The sequence below is a fragment of the Desulfurivibrio dismutans genome, from assembly GCF_029210385.1.
Taxonomy (GTDB): domain Bacteria; phylum Desulfobacterota; class Desulfobulbia; order Desulfobulbales; family Desulfurivibrionaceae; genus Desulfurivibrio; species Desulfurivibrio dismutans.
On sequence record NZ_JARGDQ010000005.1, the window covers coordinates 236,315 to 250,225 of the forward strand.

Below are 13,911 nucleotides of genomic sequence, written 5' to 3' on the forward strand. Positions count from 1 at the left end.
ATTTTGTATGTGACGGCAAAGCTGAATGGATAGGAAAATATCCGGCGGCGGTCAAGTGAATAGTGTCGGTCCCGACAAAATCTGATTGCACGGAAAGGGCAGGCGCGATATACAAGGCAGTCATTTGACTTTGGCCGGTCGTTATTGCCGGCGGTCGCCCATAGGTCTTAGTCTCCCGTTTTTTGAAATTTTCCCCCACATTGCCCATGACCTCTAATACCGCTGCCGTGTACGATGAAAGCAAGATAAAAACTTTAAGCTCGCTGGAGCATATCCGCATGCGGCCGGGGATGTATATCGGCCGCCTGGGGAACGGCAGCCACCCCGATGACGGGATTTATATCCTGCTTAAAGAGGTCATTGACAACGGGGTGGACGAGTTTATCATGGGGGCCGGCAAGACCATCGAAATCGCCGTGGGCGAGGACGGAACGCTGATGGTGCGGGATTACGGCCGGGGGATCCCGCTGGGCAAGCTGGTGGAGTGCGTGTCGGTAATCAATACCGGCGCCAAGTACAACACCGACGCCTTTCAATTCTCTGTGGGCCTCAACGGGGTTGGGACCAAGGCGGTCAATGCCTTGTCCAGAAGTTTCGAGGTGACCTCCTATCGTGATGGTGAATTCGCCCGGGCGGTGTTTGTGGCCGGGGAACTGCAGGAAGAGGAAAAAGGTTCGACTGGGGAGAAAAACGGCACCCTGGTGGAGTTTAAGCCCGATCCGGCGATGTTTCCAGATTACTCATTTAACCGCGAATTTATCCGCAAACGACTCAAGCGTTACGCCTATCTTAACGCCGGTTTGCATCTCGATTTCGACGGTGAAAGTTTTTTTTCGGAAAATGGCCTACTGGATCTGCTGGAAGCCGAAACCAGCGGTACCCAGCTTTATGAGCCCATCCATTTTCGCGACAAGACCATCGAGTTCGCCTTTGCCCATACCGACAACTACGGAGAAACCTATTTTTCTTTTGTCAACGGCACCTATACCAACGAGGGCGGCACCCATCTGTCGGCCTTCCGTGAAGGTCTGTTAAAAGGGATCAACGAGTTTGCCGGCAAGAAGTTCGACGGTGAAGATGTCCGGGAGGGAGTGGTGGGTGCCGTGGCGGTCAAGGTGCGGGAGCCGATTTTCGAGTCCCAGACCAAAAACAAGCTGGGTAACACCGATATTCGGGCCGGCATCGTGGCCGTGGTGCGCGATGAGGTCAGCGCCTTTTTATACAAAAACACCGAGCTGGCCGAACTGGTTATTGAAAAAATCCAGCAGAGCGCCCGGGTCAGAAAGGAGTTGCAGCACGTCCGCAAGGAGGCCAAGGCCAAGGCTCGCAAGGTGGCCCTTAAAATCCCCCAGCTCAAGGACTGCAAGTATCACCCGACCCCGGGCAAGCCTTCCCCGCCGGGCAAAGAAAATATGGTATTCCTTACCGAGGGCCAGTCCGCCTCCGGTTCCATTGTCAGTGCCCGCGACCCCATGACCCAGGCGGTTTTTTCCCTTAAGGGCAAGCCTTACAATGTCTATGGCCAGCCCCTGGCCACTTTGTACAAAAACGATGAGATGTACAATATCATGCGGGCTCTGGATATTGAAGATTCCATCGGTCGGTTGCGTTTTGACAAGATCATCATCGCCACCGACGCCGACGTGGACGGGCTGCATATCCGCAACCTGATCCTGACCTTTTTTCTTCATTATTTTGAATCATTGGTCAAACGGGGCCATATCTACATCCTGGAAACCCCTATTTACCGGGTGCGGACTAAGGAAGAGACGATTTACTGCTATTCTGACCGGGAACGAGCCGAGGCGGAGAAAAAGCTGGCCGGCCGGGGTAAAAAAAGCCGCCCGGTGGAAATTACCCGTTTCAAGGGGTTGGGGGAGATCTCTCCCAAGGAGTTCAAGCAGTTTATCGGCTCAGAAATGCGCCTGCAGCAGGTGGATATCGATACCTTAAGCGAAGTACCCCGGATTCTGGAATTTTACATGGGCAAGAATACCCCTCAACGCCGCGACTACATTATGGCGCACTTGGTGTAACGTAAACGAACAGCCGCACCCACCTTCGGGCGGATCAGCCAAGCTCACGTACGGGGGGACGCGGCGCTTGGCTGCTTGCCCGAATCTGGGGCACGGGTGTTCGTTTGCAGCTCGTTAAGCCAACAATTTGTTGGTCCTCGTGAACGATTACGGTGTAACCGATGGAAACAGCGAAATACGGCAATTTACATAAAATGTTCGATGAAAATTTCATCGACTACACCTCCTATGTAATCAAAGAGCGGGCCATCCCCGACGTGGCCGACGGGCTTAAGCCGGTGCAGCGGCGACTGCTCCAGACTCTGCACAACGTCGATGACGGCCGTTTTCACAAGGTGGCCAATGTGGTGGGTGAGACCATGAAGCTGCACCCCCATGGGGACGCCTCCATTTTCTCGGCCCTGGTGAACCTGGCCAACAAGGGTTACCTTATTGACCGGCAGGGCAATTTCGGCAACATCTACACCGGCGATTCGGCCTCGGCGGCTCGCTATATAGAGTGCCGCTTGACCCCGCTGGCCCGGGAGACCATGTTCAACCGGGAGCTTACCGAATTCACCGACTCTTACGACGGCCGGATGAAAGAGCCGGTGATCCTGCCGGCCAAGCTTCCGCTGCTGCTGCTCCAAGGGGCCGAGGGGATTGCCGTGGGCATGGCCACCAAAATCATGCCGCACAATTTTTGTGAGTTGCTGGAGGCGCAGAAAAAGATCCTCCATGGTGAAGAGTTTGTGGTTTATCCCGATTTTTACCAGGGCGGCCTGCTGGATGTTGCCGCCTATGACGACGGTAATGGCCGGCTGCGCTGCCGGGCCCGCATCGAGGAGAAGGACGACAAGACCATTATCATTCGGGAAATCCCCTTTGGTACAACCACCCAGGGGTTGATTGAAAGTGTCGAGAAGGCGGCCCGGGCGGGCAAATTCAAGATTCTCTCCATCAACGACTACACCGCCGAGGAGGTGGAGATCGAAATCAAGCTGGCCCGGGGAATCAAGGCCGAGGAGACCATCAAGGCGCTTTACGCCTTCACCGACTGCGAGCTTGCCATCAGTCCTAACCTCACGGTAATCCGCGACCATAATCCGGCGGTTTTATCGGTGAGTGAGGTGTTGCGGGAAAATACCAGCCGTCTTTACTACCTGCTGGAAAAGGAGTTGCAGTTGGAACTCAACCGCCTCCAGGAGCGGCTGCAATCCCATCTGTTGGAGCGTATTTTCATTGAAGAGCGGCTGTATAAAGAGATCGAGGAATGTCCCAGCTTTGAACTGGTGATCAAAACCGTTGATGAGGCTTTAAAACCTTATGCTGCCGACCTGGTGCGGCCGGTTAGCCGGGAAGATATTGAAAAACTGCTGGAGATCAAGATCAAACGGATCTCCCGCTACGATATTGAGCGCAAGAAGAAAGAGGTTAAAGCCACTCAGCGGCAGATCAAGGAGGTGGAGAAAAATCTCAGGGACATGACCGGTTTCTGTATCCGTTTCCTTGATGATCTGCTGACCCGTTACGGCCAGGATTACCCCCGGCGCACCGAGTTGGCCACCTTTGCCGAAGTCCAGGCCAGCCAAGTGGCTCTGACCAATCTAACCCTGGGCTATGATCGGGAAAGCGGTTTTTTCGGCACCCAGGTCAAGGCTGGAGCGGAGAGCTCCCTGGCCTGCTCGGAGTACGATAAGATTATGCTGATTGACAAAAGCGGGTGGTACAAGGTAGTCAACGTGCCGGAGAAGATCTTCATCGGCCACGATCTGCTCTGGTGGGGGCGGGTGGCTGATAAGCAGACCTTCAACGTGGTCTACCGCGATGGCAAACAGAACCTGTGCTACCTGAAACGCTTTGTAACTCCCAAGTTCATTGTAGACAAGGAATACCGGCTGTTTGAAGAGCACCGGCGCTCGGAGATTATTTTCTTGAAGACCGGGGCAGGGATCAACCTCCGTGCCCATCTTTCGCCGTCACCCCGGACCCGGAGAAACCGGGAGGTTTTTCGTTGTGACGATTTTTTGATCAAGGGAGCGGCGGCCATCGGTAAACGCCTGGCGCCGCGGCCCATCCGCCGGGTGGAGGAGATCAGTGACGCGGTGGCGGCCAAGGCCGAAGAGGAAAAAAACCCGCAAACCCAGTTGTTTGACAAAAAATAAGACCGCCTTGGCGGTCTTGTCTGGGCGGCTGCGACTGGCTACCGCCCGGAGTACGTCTATCTTCTATGGTTTCCGTCGGCCTTAACGGCTGTAAGCCTTGATTATTTTGACCTCCTTTACCGGTACGTCCTGGAAAAAACCCTTACTGGTGGTGGGTTGAGCGGCGATCTGGTCCACCACATCCATACCTTCGATTATCTTTCCGAAAACGGCATAACCATAGGCATTGGGGCTGGTGCCCCGGTGATCCAGATTGGCGTTATCGCTGAGGTTGATGAAAAACTGGCTGGTGGCGCTGTCCACTACTCCGGTCCGGGCCATGGAGAGGGTGCCGCGCAGATTCTTCAGGCCGTTGTCGGCTTCGTTTTTGATCGCCTCACGGGTGGGGCGCTGCTCCATGTCCGGGGCAAAACCGCCGCCCTGGATCACAAAACCGGGGATCACCCGATGAAAAATCAGCCCGTCATAAAAACCGTCCTGGACGTATTGCAGAAAATTGGCGGTTGTAATGGGGGCCTCAGGGGTGAACAGCTCAATGGTCAAATTGCCGGCGGTGGTTTCCATGGTTACCCGGGGTCGGGGGTCGGCGGACTCGGCCATCGCTTTGCCCTGGGCGGTCAACAGCAGACAGAAAATGGTTGCAAGCAGCAGCAGTTTCATTTTTTCTCTCCTTTTTGGTCAATGGCTCAATGGCCGCGTAAGGCCGGTTTTGCAGTTGATGCAGGTTTGTGTTACTATATTGACGTTTGTTTACAAGCTGCGGGGCACGGTCTGCAGTATGAAACCGTAAACAGATGTCACCTTCAATAAAATGCAATTTGGTGGATAGATGACAGGGACGGACAGCATAGCAGATCGGGAAGGTTGTTGCCACTATTTCGGCCAAAGAGCGGTGGATCCTGATTATACCAGATTTGTGGTCGGTTTGGCGATGTTGCTGGTTTTGCTGATTCTGGGCGCCGTCAGGCTACCTTGGGTCGATGGTGCCGATTGGACAACCCTGGAGCAGGACAAGTCGTATGTTACAATGATTGAGGCCAGTGATAGCCGGGCTGTAATCGATTTTCTGCGGTCGGAAGGGATGTGGGAGATGGATGCCCAAAAGCCTCTGCCACCGCTGGTTTTTACCTCTTTTCCGGTCGATATGGGCCAATTGCGGGCGTCGACCCGCAAACGCCTTTTCCTGCACACCCTGGCGCCCACCGCCATGGTTGCCCTGGCGGAAGTGGCCCACGAGAGAGCCGAGTTGTTGCGGGTGGTGGGCCGCATGGATTTTGCCGAGTGCACCCTGGAAAAACTTATCAGGGAGGAAGTTTCTTACCAGGATTGCGGTCTGGTCAGCGCGGAGGCCGATTTTCTGCGGCTCTTGAGCGCCAAATATCGCACGGCACGAATGGATGTCTTGCTAAACCGGGTCAACGTGATACCGTTGAGCCTGGTGCTGGCGCAAGCGGCCATGGAGTCGGCTTGGGGGGGGTCCCGTTTTGTTCAGGAGGGTAACAACATCTTTGGCGTCTGGACCTGGGGCAGTGAGGGGATGGTCCCGGCCAACCGGGCTCCCGGGATGACCCATCGGGTGGCCATTTATGACTCCCTGCTGGATTCCGTGCGGGCCTACCTGTTGATGCTCAACCGGGTTTCCGCCTACAGCACCTTGCGGGAAATTCGGCGTGAGTCCATGGACTCCCTGGCCCTGGTTAACGGCTTGCGTTATTATTCGGAAAAAAGAGAGCGCTATGTTGATGACTTGCGCCGGCTGATCAAAACCAACCAGATGCAGCGTTATGATATCCTGACCATTTCCCTGGAGCCGGCGGAAGTACAAAAACAGTTGTCTACGGAGTCGTTTCGGCAAACCAGACTTGATTGAGCTTGAACCGGCGAAGAAGTGTTTAGCCACTTGTGAACGGTAGTGCCAAAAGAGGTGAGACCATGTTTTATCGATGTCGATTGTTTTTAGTTTTCATGCTTATGCTGGCGGTACCGGCGGGGTTGCCGGTGGTGACAGCCGCGGAGGCGCCGCGCGGTGATGCAACGATCTTTATTTACCATCATTTTGGTGACGACCGCTACCCCACCACCAATGTGAGCATGGAACAGTTCCGAGAGCAGATGGCCTACCTGGCGGCTCATGACTATAACGTTATTCCTCTGGCGGAGCTGGTCGAGATGCTGCGTGATGGTATTCCCCTGCCGCCCCGGACGGTGGTTATTACCGTCGATGACGGTTACCGGACCACTTACACCAAAGCCTGGCCGGTTTTTAAAGAGTACGATTTCCCCTTCACCGTCTTTATCTACGTCGAGGGGCTGGAGAGAAGATACTCCAACTACATGACCTGGGATCAAGTGGAGGAGATGGCCGCCTCCGGGGTGGACTTTCAGGACCACAGCTACTCCCATCACCGTTTGGCCGACTGGCCCCAAGGGCAGAGTGAGGAAGAATACCGTCGCTGGATTCGGGAAGATCTGCGACAGGGGCGGGAGATTCTGACCCGACGGCTGGGTGAAGAACCCCGTTTTTTTGCTATTCCCTACGGGGAGTACAATCACATCGTTCTGGAGGAAGCGCAGAAATTCGGCTATGAGGCGATTTTTACCCAGGATGCCGGCTCGGTGAGCGACGACACCGAGCTGTTCATGATCTCCCGGGAGCCCATCTTGGGCACCAACTGGTCGACCCTGGATCATTTTCAGGAAGTGCTCCAGCGGGTGGACCTGCCTTTCACCGACCATATTCCGGGGCTGCAGCCCCTCCAGGAGAATCCGCCGCCCCGGATCGGCGCTCGCCTGCTCTATCCTGAGCGCTACCGGCCGGGCACTTTCGGGATATTTGTCAGTGAACTGGGTTGGCAGCCGGCCAAGGTTGACGGCGATTTTGTTTATATCGACAACGACACCGTGCTGGAGCGACGCATCAATCGGGTGATGATCAGCGCCCGGGAAAAGGATACTGGCCGCACCGCGTTGCGCTTCTGGATGTTAACTCGGCCCCATTGACAACTTCATTGGCACCGAAAGAGCCAATGAAGTTGGCGGCCATCCATGGGCCGGCCGCCAACAGCTCGTTTTTCAAAGGGCTGTTAACTCGATGCTGAAGGTGGTGCCCCGGTCGGGGGTGCTGGTCGCCCGGATGCGGCCGCCATGGCCTTCGATGATCTGGTGGACGATGGCCAGGCCCAGGCCGGTGCCCTCCTGGCGGGTGGTGAAATAGGGGTCGAAGATCCGGTCCAGAACCTCCTGGGAGATGCCCTTGCCCTGGTCCTGGATACGGATGGTAACCCCTTTCTCCCTGTTATCATTGTCAGAGTGAAAGGTCTCCACCCGGCAGGTTATCTCCCCGCCGGTGGGCGTGGCCTGGCAGGCGTTGCTGAGCAGGTTGAGCAGCACCTGCCGCATTTGCTCCCGGTCGGCCCAAATTTCCAACTTTGCAGGTATCCCGCCGGTCAGTCGGTGGCGTTCGGTACAGTCCGGGATTTGGCGGATCAGGGCGGCGCATTCCTCCCATAGGTCATTCAGGTTAAAATATTGTTTTTGCGGGCTTGAAGGCCGGCAGAAGAGCAGAAAATTGCTTACCGCCGCTTCCAGGCGGTCGCACTCCCGGGTGATGATGGTCAGCAGTTTTTCCTGGCCGGGGTGGTTTCGCAAGCGTTGGGCTAAAAGCTGGCTGGAACCAGAGATGGCGGCCAGCGGGTTGCGGAATTCGTGGGCCACCCCGGCGGCCATTTCCCCCACCGCCGCCATCTTTTCACTTTGCCGCACCCGGGCTTCCATTTCCCGGATCAGGCTGAGATCCTGCAGGGAAAGAATGGCGCCGCCGTCCTCTTCCCGGTGGGTGCCATACAGGCGGCTCCAGGAGTAGCCCACCGGGATTTTTTCGCCGTTTTTGCGGGTCAGCTCACTTTCCGCCCGGCCTTTGGTGCCCGGTTCCAGGCCGGACTTGATTTCCGGCATGATCTCCTCCGCCTTGCGGCTCCTAATCTCATCGGCCGACCAGCCGCTGATGCCTTCCGCCGCCCGGTTGCAGGAAGTAATGCGGCCTTGGCCGTCGACGGTGATAATGCCGGTGGTGATATCATCGAAGATCTGTTTGTAGAGGTTGCTCAGGCGGTCATAATGGGAGGCGGTCCGCGACAGGGCGGCTTCGGTGCGGTAAAGACGCCCGGCCAGCGTGCCGGCCAGGGCCGCGACCAGAAAAAAGGAAAGGCCGTTGATGGCAAACAGGTTGAGCAGCCGCTCCAGACTGACTTCGGCTCGGGGGCCGATGGTCAGCAGATTGAAATCATAGTGGCTGTATTCCAGCAGCAGCAGAAAACCGTAGGCAAAGGTGCAGAGGGAGGCCATCAGCAGGGCGCTGCGCTTAAAGAGCATGAAAGCGGCGACGATGATGGGCAGAAAATAAACCACCGTAAACAGCGATTGACTGGTGCCGGAAAACAGGACCAGGCAGGAGATCAGCAGGATGTCGATGCAGATCTGCAGAAAGGCGAAACGTTGCGTGTTTTTTATCCGTGCCAGCAGGGTGGCGGAGATAATGGTAAACAGGTAAAACCCGGCGACAAACAGCAGGGGATAATGGTACAGGTCGGTGGTCAGCCGGTGTCCGCGGGCCTCCAGAACCGCGGTGATGCCAAGGATGAGGGTAAGAAAGGTGACCCGCAGGAGAAAATACCAGGCCAACTGTTTTTTTAATAACCGGCCGGGGTCGGCAGGTTCGGAGTCTGGTGCAGGTAACTGCGCCAGTGGCTGAGGGTGGCTCCCCTCGTGGCTTACCGGGGGTGTACTGGCCGGAAATTCGGGCTGTTGACTGCTCATGGCCGGTCGGCGTCGATGCCGTATTTTTTGATTTTGTAGCGCAGGGAGCGGAAGCTGGTGCGCAGCAATTCGGCGGCCCTGGTCTTGGAGTTGCCGGCTTTTTCCAGGGCGCTGACGATCATCTCCCGTTCCAGATCGGCCAGGGTCGGCTCCAGGCCGCGGCTGAAAACCTCTTCGGTGATGGCCTGGCGGTCGCCGGTGGCGGTGACGGCGGTGCCGGTTGTGGGGGATGTTGTCTGGCTGCGGCGATGGCCAGCCAGGGTAAGGCTTTCCGGCAGGATGATCTGGGAGTTTTCCATGGCCACCCCGCGCTCGATGATATTTTCCAGCTCCCGCACGTTACCGGGAAAATCGTAGTCCAGCAGCACCTGCATGGCATAGGAGGAGATCCGGTGGATGTCCTTGTCGAACAGGCGGGCGTACTTGGCCAGGAAATGCTCCACCAGCAGCGGCACATCCCCCTTGCGTTCCCTCAGCGGCGGCACCCGGATGGGCACCACCGCCAGGCGGTAGAAGAGGTCTTCCCTGAAGCGGCCGGCCATGACCTCCTGTTCCAGATCCTTGTTGGTGGCCGAAATCACCCGGATCTGAATGCGCACGTTTTCCGTGCCGCCCACCCGCTTGATTTCCCGCTCCTGCAGCACCCGCAGCAGTTTGGTCTGGATAATGGGGGGCAACTCCCCGATTTCATCAAGAAAGGCGGTGCCGTGATTGGCCTGTTCGAATAGTCCGGCCCGGCTGCTGGAAGCACCGGTGAAAGCGCCCTTGGTGTGACCGAACACCTCGCTTTCAAAAAGGCTTTCCGGAATGGCGCTGCAGACGATGGGGACGAACTCATGGTTGGTGGCCGGACTCAAGCGGTGAATGGCCCGGGCCACCAGTTCCTTGCCGGTGCCGGATTCGCCCTGGATCAGGATGTTGGCCCGGGTGGGGGCCACCCGGGTAATAATATCATAAATTTTGCGCATTTCCGGGCTGCCGCCGATAATGCCCTCGAATTCGCTGACCGTCTCAAGGTCGCCCTCTCCGTGCACGGCCGGAACAGGCTGTTGGCTGTGCAGGGCGGTGCCGACGATATCCTTGATTTCGCCGACCTTGAAAGGTTTGGTGATATAGTCAAAAGCCCCGTTTTTCATTGCGCTCACCGCATCATCCGGCGAGGCGAAGGCGGTGACCAGGACCACCGGCAGTTCGGGCCTGATTTCCTTGATCCGGGTCAAAAGCTCAAGTCCGTCGGGCGGCGGCATGCGGATATCGGAGATCACCAGGTCATAATCTTCCGCCGTCAGCCGCTCCAGCGCCGCCACCCCACCGTCGGCGCAACTGACCGCATAACCCTCCTCTTCCAGCAGGATCTTCAGAAACTCCCGCATGCTCAACTCATCATCAACCACCAGAATCCGTTTCATAACCAGACTATAACGCGGATGCAAAAAACAGAAAACAGAAAACGGTAATCACAAATCAGGGGTCAGAGAACCAGAAACAAAGACCAGAGAACAGGAAAGGAAAGAGAAACGGGAAACGGGAAAAGGGAAAAGGGAAAAGGGAAAAGGGAAAAGGGAAAAGGGAAAAGGAGAACAAAAAAAGGGGGGGACGTGCCGCCAGGCAACGTCCCCCCAAAAAAAAGGAGCAAAATGAAAATTAAACGGTCAGCAGTGCCGCAGGTTGCGGCAAGCGACCCGGCGCCGCGTACTCCTGTACGCAAGCCGGGTCGATCGCCGCAAGATGCGGTGCTGCTGCCCGTTTAATGGTCGTAAGCGCTGCTGGAGCCGCGGGGATAGCGGATGCTCTCCACCATGTCCTGTACCTCCTGGGGCGGCGGGGGGGTCAGGCGGGAAACCACCACGGCGGCGATGAAGTTGATGGCCATGCCCACCGCACCGATGCCTTCCGCGCTGATGCCCAGGAACCACGGGGCCGCACCCATGAAGTTAACATGGATGATGTAGAAAAAGGTGAAGCCCATCCCCAGGATCATGCCGGTGATGCAACCTTCGCGGTTAGTCCGTTTGTCGAAGATCCCCAGCACGATGATGGGGAAGAACGACGAGGCGGCAAGGCCGAAGGCGAAGGCCACCACCTGGGCCACGAAGCCTGGCGGGTTAATCCCGAAGTAACCGGCGATCATCACCGCCACGCCGATCATCACCCGACCCACCAACAGTCGCTGGGCCTCGGTGGCCTGGCGATTGATCATCCGGTAATAGAGGTCATGGGAAATCGATGACGACACCACGATCAACAGCCCCGAAGCGGTACTAAGAGCCGCTGCCAGGCCACCGGCCGCCACCAGGGCGATGATCCAGGCCGGCAGGTTGGCGATCTCCGGGTTGGCCAGCACCATGATATCGCGGTCGATGAACATCTCGTTGGCGTTGTCGGTGATGGGGTTGCTGACCAGGCGCTGGCCGAACTCGCCGGTTTCACCGGTGAAGCTGGGGCGGCCCTCAAAAGCGTCGCCGGGGGCGTAGTGCATGATGCCGTCGCCGGTCTTGTCCACCCAGGCGATCAGCCCGGTTTGTTCCCAGTTCCGCACCCAGGAAGGGGCTTCGCTGTAAGGGGTTTCATGCAGGGTGTTGATCATGTTGTAACGGGCAAAAGAAGCCACGGCCGGGGCGGTGGTGTAGAGCAGGGCGATGAACAGCAGGGCGTAACCGGCGGAGATCCGGGCACCGCGCACGCTGGGTACGGTGTAAAAACGGATGATCACGTGGGGCAGACCGGCGGTACCCACCATCAGGGCCAGGGTGATGCAGAAGACATCCAGCATGCCCTTGCTGCCGGGGCCGAAGGCCTGGGTATACTCGGAAAAGCCCAAATCACGGTGCAGGGCGTCGATGGTTTCCAGCAGGTACTTGCCGGTGTCCGGGCCGGAGGTGATCACCGAGCCGAAACCGATCTGGGGAATGAAATGGCCGGTGATCATTATCGAGATGGCCACGGCGGTGATCACGTAAGCAAAAATCAGCACCACATACTGGGCCACCTGGGTGTAGGTGATGCCCTTCATACCGCCCAGGGCGGCGTAGAAAAAGACGATGGCCATACCGATCATCACCCCGGTGTTGACATCCACCTCCAGAAAGCGGCTAAACACGATGCCCACGCCCCGCATCTGGCCGGCGACATAGGTCAGGGAAACAAATATGGCGCAGATCAGGGCCACCAGCCGGGCGGTGTCCGAGTAGTAACGGTCACCGACAAAGTCGGGCACGGTGAATTTACCGAATTTCCGCAGGTAGGGGGCCAGAAACAAGGCCAGCAAAACATAACCGCCGGTCCAGCCCAGCAGGTAGATGGAACCGCCGTAACCCATGAACGAGACCATGCCCGCCATGGAGATAAAGGAGGCGGCGCTCATCCAGTCGGCGGCGGTGGCCATCCCGTTGGCCAGCGGCGAGACGCCGCCGCCGGCCACGTAAAAGCCCTTGGTGGTTTTTACCCGGGCAATCCAGGCAATACTTAGATAAAGACTGAAGGTCAGAAAGACCATGATGTAAGTCCAGGCCAGAATCGACATGGTGTATTCTCCTCTTCGGTTATGGTCGGGACGGCCGCGGGCCGGGTCGCCGACTGTCAACGATTGATGACAATTGTCTTTTTGCCAGCCGTGGCGGGCTTGTCGGGCGCAGCTTTTTGGGACCCAACTTGCCGGTGGCGGGGCCGACCGCGAGGTCAGGTGCCCGGCGAACCGCTAGCTGATTGTTTTTTCGATGGTAAAGCGAGACTGTTTGAAAATGCTAAAGAACAGAAGGAGCTTATTCGTTGACGTCAAACTCCCGGTCCAGTTTCTGCATCAGAAAATAGTAGACGAAGATCAGGACCACAAAAACATAGATGGCACCCTGTTGCGCAAACCAGAACCCCAATGGAAAGCCGCCCAGGTAAAAATTGTTGAGTTGTTCGACAAAAAAGATGCCGAAGCCATAGGAAACCACGCCCCAGATGGTGAGGAGAATCACCATGTAGGTAAGGTTCTTCTTCCAGTACATCGATAGGTCTTTGGTCATTTCTCTCTCCTCGCAGTAAGCTGGCGAGCACGTGTCCGAAACCCCCGTTTCCGTGACGTGCTCAATTTTTTAGTGTACCGGAACCTGAACAGCACGGCACTCTAAGCAAAGCACGAAAAAAAATCAACTGGAAAATTTACCCTCTTTGATGTGTTACAATGTGGTATCAGAAAAGGTTGCGCCAGGCCTGGCCGGCGCTGAAGATATCCCTTAGTGTGACGATCCCTTTGGAGCGCATTTGCTTAATCAGAAAAACAAACAGGTAGGCGGTTTGCAGGGCGTCTTCGTAGGCGTCGTGGAGGGTGAAGTCGGGCAGACCGTATTCCCGGCCGAGTGCGGCCAGATTATAGGCGACATCCATACGGAAACGGTCATGGTACTGTTGCCATTGCATTTCGGTGTAGGTCTGGGCCAGGCGCATGGTGTCCAGGCATGGGTTGGAGACCGGCGCCCCGTAATGACGGCGACAGGCCCGGTTGAGAAAGGCCACGTCCAGCCCGACATAGTGCCCCACCAGCAGGGCCTGGCCACAGAAAGAGATAAAATCCGGCAACACTTCGGCCAGCCGTGGGGCCTGGTCGATCTGCTGCGGGGTGATCCGGTGGATCAGGGTGCTGTTCTTGGGCAGGGGGCGGGAAGGCTTGACGTAAACGTGGAAGGTTTCTCCCACCATGATCTGCAGGTGGCGGACCTTAACCGCCCCGATGGAGACGATTTCATCCTGCCGCCGGTTGAGGCCGGTGAGTTCGGTGTCGAAAACCACGAACTCGTAATCGCTCAAAGGGCGATTCTGGTCGAGCCGTCGGAAATAATGCCAGTTGTCGGCAAAGAGCGGATGGGCCGGCGGAATCAGGCCGAAACGGCTCAGCATTTTTTTAAACATGTTCGGCCTTGGCGCCCGGG

10 protein-coding genes are annotated in these 13,911 nt (G+C 57.0%); 4 read left to right on the forward strand and 6 right to left on the reverse strand.

The features are described from left to right. Positions 1-206 precede the first annotated feature (206 nt). Together P0N66_RS07885 and P0N66_RS07890 are read left to right on the forward strand one after the other, a co-directional pair. Positions 207-2,036 (forward strand): DNA topoisomerase IV subunit B, encoded by a 1,830-nt coding sequence (locus P0N66_RS07885; protein WP_275804081.1) that lies wholly within the window; start codon positions 207-209, stop codon positions 2,034-2,036. A 161-nt stretch (positions 2,037-2,197) separates the two neighbouring features. Beyond that, on the forward strand, positions 2,198-4,180 hold the full coding sequence (locus tag P0N66_RS07890) for a DNA topoisomerase IV subunit A (RefSeq protein ID WP_275804083.1): 1,983 nt from the start codon (positions 2,198-2,200) through the stop codon (positions 4,178-4,180). An 81-nt stretch (positions 4,181-4,261) separates the two neighbouring features. On the opposite strand, the gene P0N66_RS07895 is transcribed toward P0N66_RS07890, so the two are convergent. Further along, positions 4,262-4,840, reverse strand: a complete 579-nt coding sequence (locus P0N66_RS07895) for a peptidylprolyl isomerase (RefSeq protein ID WP_275804085.1) — start codon at positions 4,838-4,840, stop codon at positions 4,262-4,264. Positions 4,841-5,009: 169 nt separating this feature from the next. Between P0N66_RS07895 and P0N66_RS07900 the strand changes: the two genes are divergently transcribed. Continuing rightward, on the forward strand, positions 5,010-6,050 hold the full coding sequence (locus P0N66_RS07900) for a glucosaminidase domain-containing protein (protein WP_275804087.1): 1,041 nt from the start codon (positions 5,010-5,012) through the stop codon (positions 6,048-6,050). A 62-nt stretch (positions 6,051-6,112) separates the two neighbouring features. Further along, the gene (locus tag P0N66_RS07905; protein WP_275804089.1) at positions 6,113-7,180 is read left to right on the forward strand and encodes a polysaccharide deacetylase family protein; all 1,068 of its coding nucleotides are present in this window, start codon (positions 6,113-6,115) and stop codon (positions 7,178-7,180) included. 72 nt (positions 7,181-7,252) lie between these two features. On the opposite strand, the gene P0N66_RS07910 is transcribed toward P0N66_RS07905, so the two are convergent. The 5 genes from P0N66_RS07910 to P0N66_RS07930 all read right to left on the reverse strand — a co-directional run bounded on the left by P0N66_RS07910 (position 7,253) and on the right by P0N66_RS07930 (position 13,891). Next, on the reverse strand, positions 7,253-8,995 hold the full coding sequence (locus tag P0N66_RS07910; protein WP_275804092.1) for a two-component system sensor histidine kinase NtrB: 1,743 nt from the start codon (positions 8,993-8,995) through the stop codon (positions 7,253-7,255). After that, positions 8,992-10,404: a sigma-54-dependent transcriptional regulator gene (locus tag P0N66_RS07915; RefSeq protein WP_275804094.1), complete on the reverse strand. Its 1,413-nt coding sequence runs from the start codon at positions 10,402-10,404 to the stop codon at positions 8,992-8,994. The genes P0N66_RS07910 and P0N66_RS07915 overlap by 4 nt, the downstream gene beginning before the upstream one ends. Positions 10,405-10,742: 338 nt before the next feature. Continuing rightward, a complete protein-coding gene (locus P0N66_RS07920) occupies positions 10,743-12,518 on the reverse strand; it encodes a sodium:solute symporter family protein (RefSeq protein WP_275804096.1) in 1,776 nt (591 codons plus the stop codon). Positions 12,519-12,756: 238 nt separating this feature from the next. Then, positions 12,757-13,008, reverse strand: coding sequence for a DUF4212 domain-containing protein (locus tag P0N66_RS07925; RefSeq protein WP_013163189.1), 252 nt, complete (start codon positions 13,006-13,008; stop codon positions 12,757-12,759). Positions 13,009-13,174: 166 nt separating this feature from the next. Then, a complete protein-coding gene (locus tag P0N66_RS07930; protein ID WP_275804102.1) occupies positions 13,175-13,891 on the reverse strand; it encodes a 3'-5' exonuclease in 717 nt (238 codons plus the stop codon). Between the last annotated feature and the right edge of the window lie 20 nt (positions 13,892-13,911).